This is a genomic window from Rhabdobacter roseus (genome assembly GCF_014202275.1).
GTDB classification, from domain to species: domain Bacteria; phylum Bacteroidota; class Bacteroidia; order Cytophagales; family Spirosomataceae; genus Rhabdobacter; species Rhabdobacter roseus.
The window spans coordinates 230,335-248,942 of record NZ_JACHGF010000009.1; the positions used below are offsets into that span (position 1 = coordinate 230,335).

12 protein-coding genes are annotated in these 18,608 nt (G+C 57.7%); all 12 read left to right on the plus strand.

Annotated elements, in window-relative coordinates; translation table 11 throughout:
* Positions 1 to 15: 15 nt before the first annotated feature.
* Positions 16 to 1,683: a RagB/SusD family nutrient uptake outer membrane protein gene (locus tag HNQ92_RS22465; RefSeq protein ID WP_184177552.1), complete on the plus strand. Its 1,668-nt coding sequence runs from the start codon at positions 16 to 18 to the stop codon at positions 1,681 to 1,683.
* Positions 1,684 to 1,808: 125 nt separating this feature from the next.
* Positions 1,809 to 3,848 carry an FAD-dependent oxidoreductase gene (locus HNQ92_RS22470; protein ID WP_184177554.1) on the plus strand — a complete coding sequence of 680 codons (2,040 nt, stop codon included), beginning with the start codon at positions 1,809 to 1,811 and terminating at the stop codon, positions 3,846 to 3,848.
* 65 nt (positions 3,849 to 3,913) lie between these two features.
* Positions 3,914 to 5,545 (plus strand): FAD-dependent oxidoreductase, encoded by a 1,632-nt coding sequence (locus tag HNQ92_RS22475; protein ID WP_425504310.1) that lies wholly within the window; start codon positions 3,914 to 3,916, stop codon positions 5,543 to 5,545.
* Between the two features lie 553 nt (positions 5,546 to 6,098).
* Complete coding sequence (locus tag HNQ92_RS22480) at positions 6,099 to 7,988, plus strand: glycoside hydrolase family 97 protein (protein ID WP_184177558.1); 1,890 nt, start codon at positions 6,099 to 6,101, stop codon at positions 7,986 to 7,988.
* Between the two features lie 141 nt (positions 7,989 to 8,129).
* Positions 8,130 to 9,584, plus strand: coding sequence for a sulfatase family protein (locus HNQ92_RS22485; protein ID WP_184177560.1), 1,455 nt, complete (start codon positions 8,130 to 8,132; stop codon positions 9,582 to 9,584).
* 43 nt (positions 9,585 to 9,627) lie between these two features.
* Entirely contained in the window at positions 9,628 to 10,482 is an 855-nt protein-coding gene (locus HNQ92_RS22490) for a sugar phosphate isomerase/epimerase family protein (protein WP_184177562.1), read from the plus strand.
* Positions 10,483 to 10,595: 113 nt separating this feature from the next.
* Positions 10,596 to 11,585: a nucleoside hydrolase gene (locus tag HNQ92_RS22495; protein ID WP_184177564.1), complete on the plus strand. Its 990-nt coding sequence runs from the start codon at positions 10,596 to 10,598 to the stop codon at positions 11,583 to 11,585.
* Between the two features lie 52 nt (positions 11,586 to 11,637).
* Complete coding sequence (locus HNQ92_RS22500) at positions 11,638 to 12,903, plus strand: hypothetical protein (protein ID WP_184177566.1); 1,266 nt, start codon at positions 11,638 to 11,640, stop codon at positions 12,901 to 12,903.
* Positions 12,904 to 13,083: 180 nt separating this feature from the next.
* Complete coding sequence (gene ppgK / locus HNQ92_RS22505; RefSeq protein ID WP_184177568.1) at positions 13,084 to 13,824, plus strand: polyphosphate--glucose phosphotransferase; 741 nt, start codon at positions 13,084 to 13,086, stop codon at positions 13,822 to 13,824.
* 383 nt (positions 13,825 to 14,207) lie between these two features.
* Positions 14,208 to 16,223, plus strand: a complete 2,016-nt coding sequence (locus tag HNQ92_RS22510) for a tetratricopeptide repeat-containing sensor histidine kinase (protein ID WP_184177570.1) — start codon at positions 14,208 to 14,210, stop codon at positions 16,221 to 16,223.
* The gene (locus HNQ92_RS22515; protein WP_184177572.1) at positions 16,213 to 16,836 is read left to right on the plus strand and encodes a response regulator transcription factor; all 624 of its coding nucleotides are present in this window, start codon (positions 16,213 to 16,215) and stop codon (positions 16,834 to 16,836) included. The genes HNQ92_RS22510 and HNQ92_RS22515 overlap by 11 nt, the downstream gene beginning before the upstream one ends.
* 250 nt (positions 16,837 to 17,086) lie before the next feature.
* Positions 17,087 to 18,535 carry a Gfo/Idh/MocA family protein gene (locus tag HNQ92_RS22520; protein ID WP_184177574.1) on the plus strand — a complete coding sequence of 483 codons (1,449 nt, stop codon included), beginning with the start codon at positions 17,087 to 17,089 and terminating at the stop codon, positions 18,533 to 18,535.
* The last annotated feature ends 73 nt before the right edge of the window (positions 18,536 to 18,608 follow it).

An 18,608-nucleotide genomic window follows, 5' to 3' on the forward strand; every position in this document is an offset into this window, starting at 1 on the left:
CATAACCTATTATATATGAAAGCCATCAAACTACTTTTAACGTTATTCATCGGGCTGGTTACTTTTTCCTGCTCCGACTACCTCGAAAGGTACCCGCTCGACAGCCCCGCCGCCGAAACGTTTCTGCGCACCGAGGCCGAGCTCGACCTGGCCGTGACGGGCGCTTACAATACGCTGTGGTTCAAAGCCATCGATAACGGCCCTTTTGCCCTGTCACTGGACTACGCCTCCGACATCGGCTGGGACCGCAACGGCTCCGCTCTGCAAGAACTGGGCAAGGGCATCACCACGCCCGACAACGGCTTTACGAAGTCCTTCTGGGATACGTTTTACCGGGGCATCGGCCGCTGTAACTACATTTTGTCGAAGGCCGAGCCCCTGGCCGATGTCGTTCCTGCCGAAAAGTACAACCGCCTACTGGCCGAAGTCCGTTTCCTAAGGGCCTACTACTACTTTTATATCAACGAGCTCTTTGGCGGGGTACCTTTGCTCACGCAGCCTACGTTGCTGTCCGAGTCACAGATTCCGCGCGCGTCCAAGGCCGAGATCACCGACTTCATCCTGGCGGAGCTGGCGGCCATCAAGCCGCACCTACCTACCCAGGTAGCCACCAACGCCCGGGGGCGGGCGTCGCGTGGCGCGGCGCTGGCGCTCATGGCCCGGGCTGCTCTTTACAACCAACAGTGGGAAACCGCCGCGCAAGCCGCCCAGGAGCTCATGCAGCTGAACGTGTACCAACTCCACAACAACTACGGGCAGCTGTTTATGTACGCGGGGCAAAACTCCTCCGAAATCATCTTGGCCACGCAGTTTTTGAAGGGAATCAGCGTACACAGTACCCCCCGGCAGTTTTATTCGCGCATCGCGCTGGGGCACTCCAACAAAATTCCGGTGCAGGCGCTCGTCGATTCCTACGAAGCTACCGACGGCCGGTCCATTGATAAGTCCACGGTCTTCGATCCGGCCAAGCCCTTCGCCAACCGTGATCCCCGTCTGGGCTACACGGTGGTACTTCCGCAGTCGTTGTTTATCAATTTTATCTTCGAAACCCACCCCGACAGCCTCCAAACCTGGAGCTACGCCTCGGGTACGCCGCGCCGCGTCCAGAACGAAGAGGCCACCCATGCCTACGCCTCTTTCTCAGGCTACCTGTGGCGCAAGTACGCCGACGTGGGCGACAAAGACGATCGCGACAACAGCGACCTGAACATCATCCTGTTTCGCTACGCCGAGGTACTGCTTAACTACGCCGAGGCCAAGATTGAACTCAATCAGCTCGATCAGTCGGTCTACGACGCCATCAACGCGGTCCGGACGCGCCCTACCGTCAACATGCCGCCCATTGCGGCGGGCAAAACCCAGGAAGAACTCCGGTACATCGTGCGGCGGGAAAGAAAGTACGAGCTGGCCGGCGAGGGGTTGCGTTTGTTTGATATTCGCCGCTGGGGTATTATGAAGGAAGTAATGCCCGGCAATCTGCTCGGACGCGTACAGCGCGCCTTTCTTGCCAACGCTCCGCGCATCGACGAGCACGCGACGCCTCACTACGAAAACGTAGCCAACGCCAGCCAGATGCGCGTAATCGAAACCCGCCTCTTCGATCCGAACCGCGACCAGCTGTGGCCCATTCCGCGCATCGAGCTCGAAACCAATCCGGCTTTACAGCAAAATCCTAACTACTAGCGAACTTATTGTGTACATGGTCTGGCGTAGTATGGTAGATACTACGCCAGACCATGTAACTTGCTACGTTTTCCGTTAGAATTCGCTCCCCTGCTCCTTTTATTCATTACCTCAACCTCTACCCAATGTCTCCTGCGTTTACCAAATTCCCGAAGAGTGTGGTTCTTCTGCTGATCTGCGTCCTACTTGCCGCTAACCGAGCGCCCCAGGTACCCCAGGAAGAAACCTTCGACATCTGCATCTACGGAGGCAGTTCGGCCGGGGTGATTGCCGCTTATACTGCCCAGCAGATGGGCAAGACAGTACTTTTGATTGAGCCAAGTACCCACCTGGGTGGCCTCACCACCGGCGGCCTGGGCTACACCGACATTGGCAACAAGTACGCCATCACCGGCCTGGCCCGCGACTTCTACCGGCGCATTGGCAAGCACTACGGCAAGTTTGAACAGTGGACCTTTGAGCCTAAGGTCGCAAAGAAGTACCTCCAGCAGTACCTCGACGAAGCCAACCTCAAGGTACTTTATTCGCACCGGATCGTCTCCGCCCAGAAACAGGGTGCCAGCATCCGGACCATCGTGCTGGAAAACAGCCAAAAACCCAGCGCTGCCACCAACCGGACCGTCGCCGCCAAAGTGTTCATCGACTGCTCCTACGAAGGTGACCTCATGGCGCGGGCGGGGGTAAGCTACGCCGTAGGCCGCGAAGCCAATGCCGACTATAACGAAACCATCAACGGCGTGCAGCTCATGGGTGGTCACCAGTTCCCCGACGGCATCGATCCTTACAAAGTACCCGGCAAGCCGAAAAGCGGGCTGCTGTGGGGCATCTCGGGCGAGAAGCTCGCCGCCAACGGCACCGGCGACAAAAAAGTACAGGCCTACAACTACCGGATCTGCCTCAGCGCTGACCCCGCCAACCAGGTACCCATCACCAAGCCCCAGGGCTACGACCCCAGCCGGTACGAGCTGCTGGTGCGTTTGTTTGAAAAGCAGCCCACCAAAACCAGCCTGAACGACTACTTCATCTGGAGCCGGATGCCCAACCAAAAAACCGACATCAACAACCGCAACGGCTTCTCGACCGACATGATCGGCATGAACTACAACTACCCCGACGGCTCCTACGCCGAGCGGGCACGGATCATCAAGGAGCACGAGAGCTATACCAAAGGGCTGCTGTACTTTTTTGGCCACGACCCGCGCGTACCCAAGCAGGCACAGCAGGAGATGCTCCAATGGGGCTACCCCAAAGACGAGTACGTGGAGAACGGCCACTGGTCGCCGCAGCTCTACGTGCGCGAAGTGCGCCGCATGGTAGGCAGCTACGTCATGACGCAGGCCAACTGCCAGGGCAAGGAAGTGGTGACCGACGGCGTGGGTATGGCCGCCTACACCATGGACTCGCACAACTGCCAGCGGATCGTGGTAGAAAAGAACGGGAAAAAGATGGTCAAAAACGAAGGCAACGTGGAAGTAGGTGGCTTTGGTCCCTACCCGATTTCGTACCGCTCCCTGGTACCCAAAGAAACCGAATGCCAGAACCTGCTGGTACCCGTCTGCCTGTCGGCGACGCACATCGCCTACGGGTCGATCCGGATGGAGCCCGTCTTCATGGTACTGGGGCAGTCGGCGGCCGTGGCGGCCACCCTGGCCATTGACGGCAACCTGCCGGTGCAGCAAATCAATATCGCAAGGCTCCAGCACGCCCTCAAAACCAACCCGCTGGCCAACCGAAGTACCCCGGAAGTACTCGTCGACAACGAGGATAGCACGCAGGTGACGCGCCAGGGTCACTGGACCACCATCCAGCGGGGTACCTACGGACCTAGCGCGCTAGCCTCCGACCCCAAAAGTACCCAGCTGCAGTCGGTACGCTTTACGCCGGATATTCCCCAAAAAGGCAAGTACCGGGCCTACATGTACTTTCCCAAACTACCCGATATTTCGTCGAGCATTGCGCTTCACGTACACGACGGAACCAGCGTTAAGTCGCTTACCGTGAAGGCATCGGACATTGTAGTGGAGGGACAAACCTCCGGCGAGTGGTACCATTTGGGTACTTTTGATGTACCTAAGGGCCAGAAAGCCTACGTAGAAATTTCCACCCAGGGGGCCGATGGGCTGGTGCTGGCCGATGCCGTACTTTGGGTACCTGATTTTAACTAATCTTCCGTTTTTTCTTTTATTTATTCAAAACCCTTATGAAGCAACTTTTTTTTCTTGTAGTACTGATGCTGGGTAGTTTTTCCTGCGCTACCACCAACACCCAGGACAAGCAAAAGCAGTACGAGGCCGACGTCATCATTTATGGAGGTACTTCCGCCGCCGTGACGGCCGCCGTGCAGGCCCAAAAAATGGGCAAGTCCGTAATCGTCGTCTCGCCCGATAAGCACCTGGGCGGGCTTTCGTCGGGCGGGCTGGGCTTTACCGATACCGGCAACAAATCCGTGATCGGCGGGCTGGCGCGGGAATTTTACCACCGCGTGTACATGCATTACCAAAAAGACGACGCCTGGGCCTGGCAGAAAAAATCGGAGTACGGCAACAAAGGGCAAGGCATCCCCGCCATGGACGGCGCCGAACGCACCATGTGGATCTTCGAGCCGCACGTGGCCGAGCAGGTTTTTGAGGATTTTGTCAAAGAAAACAACCTGGACGTACACCGCGACGAATGGCTCAACCGCGAAAGCGGCCTGGTGAAGAAGGATGGCAAAATTGTTTCGTTCACGACCCTGAGCGGCAAAACCTACCGCGGAAAAATGTTCATCGACGCCACCTACGAAGGCGACCTGATGGCCGCTGCGGGCGTGAAGTACCACGTGGGGCGCGAGGCCAACAGCGTGTACGGCGAAGAGTGGAACGGCGTGCAGGTGGGCGTACTGCACCACAAGCACTGGTTTGCCAAGAATATCAGCCCCTACAAAGTACCCGGCGACCCCAGCAGCGGCTTGCTGCCGCGCGTCTCGGGCGAGCACCCCGGCGTGAAAGGCCAGGGCGACGACAAGATCCAGGCCTACTGCTACCGCATGTGCCTCTCCAACCACCCCGACAACCGCATCCCCTTTGCCAAGCCCGCGGGCTACGACGTGAGCCAGTATGAGCTCCTGGCGCGGGTGTACGAAGCGGGCTGGGACGAAACCTTCGAGAAGTACGACGACATCCCCAACCGCAAAACTGACACCAACAACCACGGCCCCTTCAGCACCGACAACATCGGGATGAACTACGACTACCCCGACGCCACCTACGAGCGCCGCCGCGAAATCCTGAAGGAGCACGAGCTGTACCAAAAGGGCCTGATGTACTTCCTGGCCAACGACCCGCGCGTACCGCAGGACGTACGCACCGAAATGCAAAAGTGGGGGCTGCCCAAGGATGAATTCAAGGACAACGGCGGCTGGCCGCACCAGATCTACGTGCGCGAAGCGCGCCGCATGATTGGCCACGAGGTCATGACCGAGCACGAAACCCTCAGCAAACGCCCCGTGGCGCAGTCGGTGGGGATGGGCTCCTACACCCTCGACGCCCACAATGCCCAGCGCTACGTGAAGGAAGATGGTTTTGTACAAAACGAAGGCGACATCGGCGTGTCGGCCAAAGTACCCTACCGGATTTCGTACGGCTCGCTTATTCCCAAAAAAGAAGAGTGCCAAAACCTGCTGGTACCGGTGTGCCTGTCGGCCTCGCACATCGCCTTTGGGTCGATCCGGATGGAGCCCGTCTTCATGATCCTGGGCCAAAGTGCCGCCGCCGCCGCTGTGCAGGCCATCGACGCCAACCAGGCCGTGCAGGACATCGACTACGGTACCCTGCGCGCGCAGCTTCTCAAAGACAAGCAGCGCCTGGAGCACATGCCCAATTGATTGAGGTACTTTTTGAAAATGATTAGGTAACAAAAACCCTGGCTGCGGCTGGGGTTCTTGTTTTTCAGGCATTCTGTTTTTTGCAAAAAAGAAAGGTACCTTGATGCGGCCGGCGAGGTGCGACCGGCGAGGTGCAACCCCGCCGGGGTCGGAGTAGTGGTGGGGTGACTGCGTTGCTATAAACATGTGACCCCGCTGGGGTCGAGGCGTAGCAATGTCCAGTCTGATACTGTAAGTCAATCCCTTAACTAACAAATCGATGACCGCAGGGCGGTCACACGTTTATAGAAATATTCAACCCCACAAGTACCTACGACCCCAGCGGGGTCGCAGGTTTATAGAAATATCAACCCAGACAAGTACCCGCGACCGGCGAAGTACCCCGCCGGGTACGTGATCTGATCAATAATTGGCTTAAATGGCATCAGGCCGTTAGGGAAAGTATCCTTTTTTTCGTCTTAGGAATAAAGGTACTTTCAAAGTACTGCGTAAGTAGAATGTACCCCGCACCCCCTCTTACCGGCACGAACCTAACCCTCGGCCCGCTTACTTCATGAAACCAAGTACTTTCGTTTGCCTATTCTTTTTCGCTTTATCAACGGGTAGTTTTGCGCAAAATCCCGATACGCTGCGGGTACTTTCGCCCGACGGCCAGCTGTCGCTGGCGCTCTCCCTGCGCGACCTCGACGGCGACCTGGCCGTACCCTGCTACGAGGTACTTTACAAGGGCCGGGCGGTGGTGCTGCCTTCACGGCTGGGCCTGAAAAAAGTACCCCACAGCCACCGCAACTCCGACTGGTACCGGGGGTTTAAAATCACTGGCGTGGAGCGCCGCAACCAGAACAGTACCTGGAAGCCCCTCCTCGGCGAGCAGGAAACCTACCCCGACCACTTCAACGAGCTTACCGCGACCTTTCAGCTCACCGACACCCTGCGCAAGGGGATTGTGCAGATCATCGCCCGGGCTTACAACGAGGGCGTGGCGTTCCGGTACCACTTCCCGGAGCATTCCCATACGCAGGTACTGGAGCTCGCCGACGAGCAGACGCACTTTGCCTTGCCCGCCGGTACCCAGGCCTGGCACACGCACGCCGCCCAGGAAACCTACCAGAAAGTACCCCTGCGCGACTGGAAACGCAACGCCGAGCTGCCCGTCACACTCGAATTGCCCGGCGGCCTCTACGCCAGCATTGCCCAGGCCGAGCAGGTCAACTACCCCCGCATTCAGCTGGCTACCACGGCTCAGGAAAATGTACTGCGGAGCCAGCTCTTCGGCGAGGTAGTCGAGACGTCGCCCTACGCCACGCCCTGGCGGGTGGTGCTGGTGGCCGAGCGGCCGGGGCAGCTTTTGGAAAATAACTACCTGATTCAGAACCTTAACCCGCCCTGTGCCATCGCGGACCCGAGCTGGATCAAACCCGGCACGGTGATGCGCGAGGTAACGCTCTCGACGGAGGGCGCGCGCCGCCTGGTGGACTTCGCCGTGCAGCAGCAGATCGACTACATCCACTTCGACGCGGGCTGGTACGGCTACGAGTACGACCACCTCTCCGACGCCACCACCGTTACGGTAGATCCGCGCCGCAACCCCAAGGGTGATCTGGACTTGCCGGAGGCTATCCGCTACGCGGCTTCCAAGGGCAAAAAAGTGATCTTGTACGTAAACCACCGCGCGCTGGAAAAACAGCTGGACACGCTGCTGCCGCTCTTTAAAAGCTGGGGCGTGGCGGGCATCAAGTACGGTTTTGTGCACACGGGCTCGCACCGCTGGACCGCCTGGATGCACGAGGCCGTGCTGAAAGCCGCCAAGTACCAGCTCGTGCTCGACATCCACGACGACTACCGCCCCACGGGTTTTAGCCGCACCTACCCCAACCTCCTCACGCAGGAAGGCATCCTGGGCAACGAAGGTTTTCCCGACGCTACGCACAACACCATTTTGCCCTTTACGAGGTACCTAGCCGGCGCCGCCGACTATACTTTTTGCTTCAATACCCACCTCATCCGGCCCGATAAAAGCAAAACGACCCAGGCGCACCAGTTGGCCCTGCCGGTACTGTATTTCAGTCCGTTGCAGTACCTCTACTGGTACGGCAAGCCCGAGCATTTTCCCAATACCGAGGAGTTTGAGCTCTGGAAAGGCATTCCCACCGTCTGGGACGAAACGCGCGTGCTCGACGGCCAGCCGGGTGATTTTGTGAGCATAGCCCGCCGGAAGGGTACTTTGTGGTACCTGGGTGGCATCACCAACACCGAAGCCCGCACGCTAAAAATAGATTTGAACTTCCTGGAAAAAGGTAAAAAGTACCTCGCCACGCTCTACGAAGACGACGGCACCGGGAAAGTCAGGAAACGCGTTGAAAAAGTAAAAGCCGGTACTTCGCTCAAAGCCTCGCTGCTGGCCTCGGGCGGCGTCGCGATGCTGATCCGGGAATGTGAGTAGCGGCGGGCAGATGGTACTTTATCCGTAAAGCACCTTCGTTAAACGCCCTTTTTCCGGCGAAGAAAGGCCCGGGGATAGCGTTTTTTTTGCCTTGGAGCGACTCTATTTAAAGTACCCTTTCGCCGGATAATCCTTTAAAAAATGAAGAAACGACTTTCGCTTTTCTTACTATTCCTAAACCTGCTGCCGCTCGGTGGAGTGCGGGCGCAGTCGGCTCGTCCCAACATCCTGTTTATCTTCGCCGACGACCTCCGCGCCGACGCCCTGGGCTGCTACGGCAACCCGTACGTAAGTACCCCTACCCTCGACAGCCTGGCCCGCCAGGGTACTTCCTTCGCCAACGCCTACATTCTGGGGGGCGACCAGGGGGCCGTTTGTGCGCCCAGCCGGGCCATGCTCCTGAGCGGTCAGTCGTTTTTTCGGGTGAGCGATAAGCTCAACGGGGTACTTACGCTGCCCATGCACCTGCGGCAGCACGGCTATACTACCTTCCTGACCGGTAAGTGGCACAACGAGCGCGAGGCCGTGGCGGCGGGCTTCGACCGCGCCCAAAACGTGATGCTGGGCGGCATGGCCAATCACTTTGAAGTACCCGTGCGCGACCTGAAGCCCGACGGTACCTTTACCGAGCCCGAAAAAAAGGGATTCTCTACGGATATTTTTACCAATACTGCCCTCGACTTCCTCGACCAGCACGACGGCCAAAAACCGTTCTTTGCCTATGTGCCCTACACCGTCCCGCACGACCCGCGCTCGCCCCTGCCCGAGTACCTTCGCCAGTACGACGAGCAGGGCGTGCCCCTGCCACCCAACTTCATGCCGCTGCATCCCTTTAGTTTTGGCAACTCCATGGCCATCCGCGATGAGCAGCTGGCGGCTTTTCCGCGCACGCCGGACGTCATCCGGGCCCAAACCGCCGCCTACTACGCGCTGATCACCCACCTGGACCAGTCGGTTAACCTATTGATTCGGAAATTAAAGCAAAAGGGATTGGATAAAAATACGCTGATCATTTTCACCTCCGACAACGGCCTGGGCCTGGGGAGCCACGGGCTGCTGGGCAAGCAAAACGTCTACGAGCACTCCGTACGGGTACCTCTTATCCTGGCGGGGCCGGGTATTCCTAAAAACAAAACCACCGACGCCTTTGCTTACCTCTTCGACCTTTTCCCTACGCTCTGCCAGTACGCGCGCCTACCCGTGCCCGGCGGGCTCGACGGGCAGGGACTCTGGCCGGTGATCCAGGGCAAAGCCAAAGGCGTGCGTACGGAGCTGATGACGGCCTACATGCAGTTCCAGCGGTCGGTGCGGGATGCGCGCTACAAGCTCATCCGGTACCCGGCCATTGACCACACGCTCCTTTTCGACCTCCGGCAAGACCCCTACGAGCTGCGCAACCTGGCCGAAAAACCCGAGCACGCCCCGCGCGTGCAGGCCCTGCTCGCGCTGCTGCAAACAGAACAAAAAAAGTACGGCGACACCCTCCCGCTCACCGCCGAAAAGGTACTTCCGCGCCACTGGGACTACCGCACCATCGAGCGCAAGCCCGATCCCTGGCAGCCGCAGGAACTCATTGAAAGGTACTTCAAAGACTAATTTCCGTATATTGCTCATTCTAAAAACTACCTAATCACGCTTTATGAAAAAATCAGTTTTTACCCTACTATTCGCCGTGCTGGTGGCGGTACCTCTTTGGGCGCAGAAAGGCAAGGCGATCTTTCCCGAAATGCCCGGCATGGTGTCGTACACCTACCGCAACAGCTTTCAGAAAGACGTAGCCGCGACCCTCGACACCATCAAAGCCCTGGGTATTACCGACATGGAGTTTTCGAATCTTTTTGGCAAAACCGCCCAGGAGCTGCGCAAACTACTGGACGAGCGCGGTATGAAGTGCTCGTCGTTTGGCGTGGGCTACCCCGACCTCACCGACAAAATAGACCAGGTGGGTCAGAACGCCAAAACCCTGGGCGCGCAGTACGTACGGGTGGCCTGGATACCGCACAAAGGCGATTTTACGCTCGATATGGCCAAGCAAACCGTGGCCGACTTCAACCAGTTTGGCAAAACGCTCAAGGACAAGTACGGACTGACGTTCTGCTACCACAACCACGGCTTCGAGTTTCAGCCGCACGGCGAGGGTACTTTGTTTGACTACATTGTTCAGAACACCGACCCCAAGTACGTAAGCTTCGAGATGGACATCCTCTGGACGTACTTTCCGGGTGCTGACCCCGTGGCGCTGCTCAACAAGTACGGCAATCGCTTCAAGCTCATGCACCTCAAAGACCTCAAAAAGGGCGTGCAGGGCAACCTGTCGGGCGGTACCGACAAGGATAACGACGTAGCCCTGGGTACCGGCCAGCTGGATCTCCCGGCCATCCTCATCGCCGCCCGCAAGGCCGGCGTGAAGCACTACTACATCGAGGACGAAAGCGGCCACATTGCCACGCAGGTACCTCAGAGCATCGCTTACCTCAAAAGCCTGCGGAAGTAAGGTACTTGGGGGTCTATTACTTTTTCAACCCACGGAGGTACTTTTTGCGACGGTATAAAAGTACCTCCATGGTCTTTTTCGGGTAACTACCCAACCTACCTAAACCTACCTTCATGCGAAGTACCTGCCTTTTGCTGCTAGGCCTGATGCTACTGGGCCCTACAGCCACCACGGCCCAAACGCGCCCCGTACCGCTCATTTTTGACACCGACTTCGGCCCCGACTACGACGACGTGGGGGCCATTGCGCTGCTGCACGCCTTCGCCGACAGCGCGCAGGTGGAGATTCTGGCCACCGTAGCCAGCACCAACTACCCCCGCGTGGGGCAAGTCATACACGCCTTCAACACCTACTTTGGTCGGCCCGAACTACCCATTGGGGTACCTAAAGGGAAAGCCGTAAGTACCCGCGATAGCCAGGGCTGGTCGGACCTGGTGCTTGAAAGGTACCCCCACCACGCCAAGCCCAACGACCAGCTACCCGACGCCGTGGCCGTGTACCGCCAGCAGCTCGCCCGCCGCGCCGACCGCAGCGTCACCATCGTGACGGTGGGCTTCCTGACCAACCTCGCCAACCTGCTGGACTCCAAGCCCGATAAGTACTCGCGGCTGTCGGGGCGGGAGCTGGTGGCCCAAAAGGTAGGGCGGCTGGTGTGCATGGCCGGGAAGTTTCCGCAGGGCCGGGAGTTCAACGTACACGAAGATGCCCCCGCCGCCCAAAAGGTATTTGAGCAGTGGCCCACGGAGATCGTGTTCAGTGGGTTTGAGATTGGGCAAAAAATAAAAACCGGCCTGCCGCTCATCCAGAACGCCGCGATTCAGAGCAGTCCCGTCCAGGACGTTTTTGCGCTCTGCATTCCTAAAGCCAAAGAAGACCAGGCGGGCCGCATGAGCTGGGACCAAACCGCCGTGCTGGTAGCAGCCCTCGGGGCTGAGCCCTACTACACGCTAGCGCCCGGCCGCATCGTCACCAAAGACGACGGCTCCAATACCTGGGACGCCACGAAGTCGGGGCACTTTCATTTGGTAGAAAAAATGCCCGTAGAACAGGTGACGCGGCGCATCGACCACTGGATGCAGCACCCGCCCCGAAAGAAACGCTAGGGTACTTGCTTTATTTGTACTGATCTTTCCTAAACGCAAAAGTACCTTTCTCATGCAACGACGTACTTTTTTGAAGCAATCGCTGGTAGGGGGCCTTTCGCTGGCTTCGGGGCCGATGTTTTTTCCCAGGGCAGAATTCCCCCTCGTGCGCATTACCGACGGCCAGCATTTCCACTGGTTTGGCTACTACGACAAGTGGCAGATTGACCCTACGGGCCGCTACGCGCTGGGGGCCAGGGTACCTTTTGAAGGCCGCACGCCCGAAGCCACCGACAAGCTAAGCATTGGACTCATTGACCTGAAAAACCAAAACCGCTGGACCGAGCTGGGTACTTCGCGGGCCTGGGGCTGGCAGCAAGGCTGTATGCTCCAGTGGATACCGGGCTCGCGCGAGGAGGTGATCTGGAACGACCGGGAGGGCGGTGCCTACGTGAGCCGGATCGTGAACATTCGTACCAAAAAACAACGTACCCTGCCCAAGGCCATCTACGCCCTGTCCCCCAACGGCCAGTTTGCGGTAGGTACCGAATTCAACCGCATCCAGAACCTCCGCCCCGGCTACGGCTACGCAGGTCTGCCCGATCCCTACCAGGCCGAGAAAGCCCCGGAGGCCATTGGGTTGTACAAAATGGATCTCAAAACCGGGAAGCATAACCTGCTGATCTCCATTGCCGAGATGGCCCGCACGCCCCACCAGGGAAAAGATGTACGTGACAACTGGCACTGGTTCAACCACCTGCTGGTGAGCCCCGACAGCCAGCGGGTACTTTTTCTGCACCGCTGGCGCCCGGAGCTGACCGACCGGCAGCGCATGGCCGCCACCGGCTTCGTGACGCGTATGGTTACGGCCGGTACCGACGGCCAGGACCGGTACATCGCCGATCCGTCGGGTTTTTCGTCGCATTTCGTTTGGCGCGATCCGGGCCATATCTTCGTCTGGACCAAACCCATGGGCCAAGAAAACGGCTTTTGGCTCCTGAAAGATAAAACCCAGGAGAGCGAAAAGATCGGGGCGGAAGCCATGCTCGTCAACGGCCACAATACCTACGTACCCCACACCAACCACGAGTGGGTACTCAACGACACCTACCCCCAAACCGAGCAGCGCCTTCAGACGCTCTACCTCTACCACATTCCATCCAAACGTAAGGTCGTACTGGGCGCTTTTCACGCGCCCGCGGATTACAAAGGCGAGTGGCGCTGCGACCTCCACCCCCGCTGCGACCAGCAAGGCAAGCGGGTCTTCTTCGACTCCACGCACGAGGGGCTGGGGCGGCAAATGTACTGCATCGACATCGAGCGGATCGTACGAGGCTAGCGCCAGGTACCTGATTTATTTCCTGGCTGGGTCTATTTTCAGCCCCGATGGCTTGCCTGCATGAGGCTAGTCGTTATATTTGGTCATTGGGGCCGCCAGCAGGTACCCGCCGGATCAGTCCGATTTGAGCTCAGAATAAACGCGTTTATCAAAAATTTGTATCTGAAAACCAAAGCAGGAATGGAAATCTTGGGAATCGACATTGGCGGATCGGGCATCAAAGGCGCGCCGGTCAACATCAAAACCGGCGAGCTACTCACCGAGCGCTACCGCGTAGCTACGCCCCAGCCCTCTACGCCCGCGCAGGTGGCCGACGCCGTCAAAACGCTGGTGGATCACTTTCAGTGGAAAGGACCCGTGGGCTGCGGCTTCCCGACGGTGATTGCCCACGGCCAAGCCCGCTACCACAGCAACATGGACCCCAGCTGGGTAGGCGTGCAGGTGGACGAGCTGTTTAGCCAGCGTACGGGGCTTCCGTTCCGGGTCATCAACGACGCCGACGCCGCCGGCCTGGCCGAGATGCACTTCGGCGCGGGCCAGGGCCAGATGGGCCTCGTTTTTGTGATTACCATCGGCACCGGCCTGGGGTCAGGGGTATTCTACAACGGCACGCTGATCCCCAACTTCGAGGTAGGACGCCTCCTGCACAAAGACGGCAAGCCCATTGAATTCTACGCCTCGGATGCCGCCCGCCAGCGCAAGGGCCTCAGCTACAAAGCCTGGGGCCGCCGCTTCGATCTTTTCCTCCAGCACGTGGTCCGTCTCTTCTCCCCCGACCTGTTCATCCTGGGCGGCGGGGCCAGCAAAAAATTGGCGAAGTTTGAAGATATGCTTACGGTGGATGTACCCATTCTGGCCGCCGAGAGCCGCAACCGCGCCGGGATCATCGGGGCCGCGATGGCCGCGCGGGATTTGCTCTGAGTACCTCATAAATAAGGTACTGCTGAAAGCCGGGCTGGACAAGCAGTTTTTCCCCCTAAGCGAAGCAGGTACCTTTCCCCGCCAACGCAGCAAAAAAGCAAAGGCCTCTTTATGCTCCCCGAACCCATAAAAGCTTTACCCGCGAGTGCCAAGAAAAAATGACCCAGAAGGTAAAAGTCCTGGTTTTCGTGGATTGACCCAAACCCGGTCCTCCCCTTACCTTTGCTTTACACTTCATCAATGACACAACAGCCTGGGTGGGTAGCTAGCTACCTGCCCGGGTATTTTATCAAAAAACCTACTTTCGGCCATGATCAAGCTCTATCCGGCCCAGGCTTCGTTATCATGGTGATCCAAACGTCCCCACCGAACCGCTACAAAGAATGAGTCCTAATCGACAGAAAAGCGTCATTGTGGCACTGCTATGCTTAGGAAGTACTTTTTCACTTTCGCAGGAAAAAGGGGGTACTTTCTACGCCGATAGCCTTTTGCAGCTGGCGCAGGCCGCCCCCAATGACAGCCTGCGCATCAGGTACCTGCTGGAGCTGAGCAACTTCTGGTCAGACCACGACACCACCCAGGCTTTCGCCTACCTTCGGCAGGCCGCTCAGCGCATGCCCAAAGCCAACGGGTACTACCAGGGCTTGCTACACTTCTATACGGCGGGGATCTACTTCGGCCAAGATATTGAGCGAGCAAAACGGGAATACCAGCTCGCCGAGCGCCAGTTGAAGCGGTATTCGCACCCGGAGGCGTACCGTTTTCGGGCCCGCACGTGGAACAACTACGGTATCCAGCTGCAGATGCAGGACCAGGAAAAAACCTACGCCGCTATTTTGCTCACAAAGTCGATTCCGCTGGCTATCAAGGCCCGGGATACCCTTCTGCTGGCCGACTACCACCACAACCTGGCGTTGGTACTGATGAACACCACGGACTATGCCAAGGCCGACCAGTACTACCGCCTGGCCTTGCAGCAACTTACCAACTACCCCAACGCGCACGAACAAAAACTGACGGCTTACGTCAACGCCGCCAAAAACGCGGTGTACGGTCGGCGGTTTCCGGCGGCCCGGAAGTACCTCGACAGCGCCCAACGCGAAATGACCATCATTCCACATTCGCTGTATGCGCCCGCCTACTACCGTACTGAAGGCAACTACTACCGGCACCAGAAACAATTCCGGCAGGCGCTCCTTCTGCTCGATCAGGGCCTTAAGGCAGCCCGCACATACGAGGATTCTTTTTATATCTCGGATATTTTATTCGAAAAGTACGGGGTATTTCGGGATATGGGCGACTACGGCCAAGCGCGGGTGGTGCTGCTGGAAGCCTTCGCTTATTTCTCCAAAGCGGCTAATACGCACAATCGTCGCCTGCTCTTAAAAGAACTGGCCCAGCTCGACGCCAAGCTGGGCAACTACCGCCTCGCCTTTCAGTGGCTCGATCAGTACACGACCCTGTCTGACAGCGTCTTTGAAGCAAACGCCCAGCTGGCCATTCTTGAATTGGAAAAAAAGTACCAGACGGTAGAAAAAGAGAACGAAATCCTGAAGCTACGCAACCAGACCCACCACCAGTTGGCCAAAATAGAACGCAACCGCTGGTCGATTGCCGCGCTGGCCCTGGGGCTGGTGCTCACGCTGTTGCTGTTGTACCTAGGCTGGAAGCTTATCCGAAAAAATAAAGAAACCGCACGCCAGCGGGAGCAACTCCACCAGCGTGAGCTGAAAACGCTCCGTCAGCAAGAGCAGATCAGGCTGTTCAATGCCATGATTCAGGGACAGGAAAAAGAGCGAAGCCGCATTGCCCGGGACCTGCACGACGGCCTGGGTGGACTCTTAGCGGGAGTAAAGCTCCGGCTTTCGTCCATTGCTACCAAAGAATCCGAAAAAGCAAAAACACCCGATATGGAACTCTACAAAGTCATCACCCAACTGGACCAGTCAGTCGATGAACTTCGGCGTATTGCCCGCAATATGATGCCGGAGTCGCTGCTGTACATGGGCCTGGAGCCCGCGCTACGTGACTTATGCCGCTCGCTAAGCTCTAGCCGCACGGCGGTGCAGTTTCAGGCGTTCGATCTTCGCAATGCCTACGAGCAGGCCCTGTTGATAGCGGTGTACCGCATTGTACAGGAGCTCCTTACCAACGCCCTCAAACACGCCCAAGCCAGGCACATCCTGGTGCAATGCAGCGAAAACGGGGATCATTTGTATATTACCGTCGAGGACGACGGCGTGGGGTTTGACCCTGAAGCGGCCCAAGCCAGCCAAAATGGTATTGGATTATCCAACATACGAAATCGGGTGTCGATCCTGAACGGAACCCTGGAGATTGACTCGCAGGTAGGTCGGGGCTCGACCTTCCACATAGACATTCCCCTGTATGGAAACTAATATATCGGTGATCATCATCGACGATCATCCCATTGTGTTGCAAGGCTTCACCTATGTTCTTCAGGATATTGCCTACATCCAGCTGCTAGGTACCTTCATCACCGCTTCAGATGGGCTTGAGTTTCTGGCTCAGCAAGCCGTAGACGTCGTACTGCTGGACATCAATATGCCAGACATGAACGGCATCCATGCCTGCCAGGAGATCGTCCGGCGGCACCCGGCCTCGAAGGTACTGGCGATCAGCAATAACAACGAGGCCAGCATTATCCAGCGCATGCTACAAAGCGGGGCTGCGGGGTATATCCTGAAAAATGCCGCGACCGAAGAGCTTCTGGCCTGTATCAAAAGCGCCATGCGGGGCGAAACCGCGCTCAGTACGACCATCCAGGAAATCCGAAAAAATACCGAAACCGGTGAACTACCCATGGTGACGCGCCGCGAAAAAGAGGTACTTCACCTACTGGCTCAGGGCCTCACGACGCCCGAAATTGCGGAGAAAATCTTTGTAAGTCCTCTGACCGTCGAAAGCCATCGCCGTAATTTATTGCAGAAATTCAGGGTTACTAATTCCGCCTCGCTGGTGCACAAAGCCACCGAGCTACGGTACATTTAAGCCTTTTTCATCCTGACTCAAGTACCCTCTACAGCAACGTCTCCCCTACGGCCGGTTGCTCGATCTGGCGGAGCCTATCGGTGAAGTACCTTTCCCCAAAATTATTTTTAGCCGCGCACTAGCCCTTCCGTGGTGTTTGAGGGTATTAGAGTAAGTGGCGCTTTTCCAGGCCTTTGAGTAGGGGAAAGCCTGTTCTTTCTTATCTGCCAAGCCAATTTGAATCTTTCCTATCCTATTTTCCTAACGATCTATGAAGAAGAAAGTACCCTTAACCCTGAACCCTTCCCGTCGGGATTTCATCAAAACTTCCTCGCTGGCCGCTTCGAGCTTTTTCATTGTACCTCGCCACGTACTGGGCAAGGGGTACATTGCTCCCAGCGATAAGCTCAACATCGCCGGGATCGGCGTGGGCGGCAAAGGAAAAAGCGACTTGACGTCTTTTGCCAAAAGCCCCAACGTGAACATCGTGGCGCTCTGCGACGTAGACGACCGCCAGGCCGTGGATTCCCGCAAAAACTTCCCGAAAGCCAAGTACTACAAGGATTTTCGGGAGATGCTCGCTAAGGAGAACAAGAACATCGACGCCTGCTCCATCTCCACGCCCGACAACACCCACGCCGTGGCTACGCTGGCGGCCATGCAGCTGGGCAAGCACGTGTATACCCAAAAACCCCTGACGCACGATATTTACGAGGCGCGTATCCTGGGGCAAGCCGCCAAAAAGTACAAGGTGGTGACCCAAATGGGCAACCAGGGTGGCTCGGGCAACGGCGTGCGGCGCATGAAGGAAATTTACGACAGCGGGCTCATCGGCGACGTCCACAAGGTACTTACCTGGACCAACCGCCCCGTGTGGCCGCAGGCCGTACCCACCGACCGCGTAGACCCTATCCCGAGCGAGCTCAACTACGACCTCTGGCTGGGACCCGCCGCCAAGGTACCTTACAACAAAGATGTGCTCCCCTGGAACTGGCGCGGCTGGTGGCCCTACGGCACCGGTGCCCTGGGCGACATGGCCTGCCACATCATGGACCCCGTGTACCGCATCCTGCCTATACTCTACCCGACCTCCGTGGAGTGTAGCGTGGCAGGTACCTGGACCTTCACCCTGCGGGAAAAAGACGACAATCCGGACTGGACGCCATTCTCTACCTCCATCCACCTTGACTACCCCCGCAACGACGGCAAGGGCAACATCAAGGTAAGCTGGTACGACGGCGGCATCTTGCCCGAACTACCCGAGGAGCTACAACCCGGCGAAGCCTTCGGCAACTCCGACGGTGGGGTACTTTTCATTGGCAGCAAGGGCAAGCTCATGGCCGACTGCTACGGAGCCAACCCGCGCCTGCTGCCGCTGAAAGCCAATGAGTCGTTGAATATTCCGGAGACGATCGCGCGCGTACCCAACGAGGACCACTACCTGCAGTGGGTCAACGCTTGCCTGGCGGGCTATGGCAACGCCACCACCAGCTCACCTTTCGAGTATGCGGGTCCGTTCACGGAGAGTATTCTGATTGGTAACCTGGCGCTGCGCAGCTGGATGCTCCGCGATAAGCCGACTGCCAATCGTACCCACGAGAAGTATAACGGCCGCAAGAAGCTCTACTGGGACGCCGAAAACATGAAGATCACCAACTACGACCTGGCCAACCAGTTTGTGAAGCGCGAGTACCGCGACGGCTGGAACCTGGTGCTATAAGTTTTTATGTAAGTACCTCCTCTTGTCCTCCTCGTTTCGGAAAGTCTTCGAAACGAGGAGGACCTTTTTAACT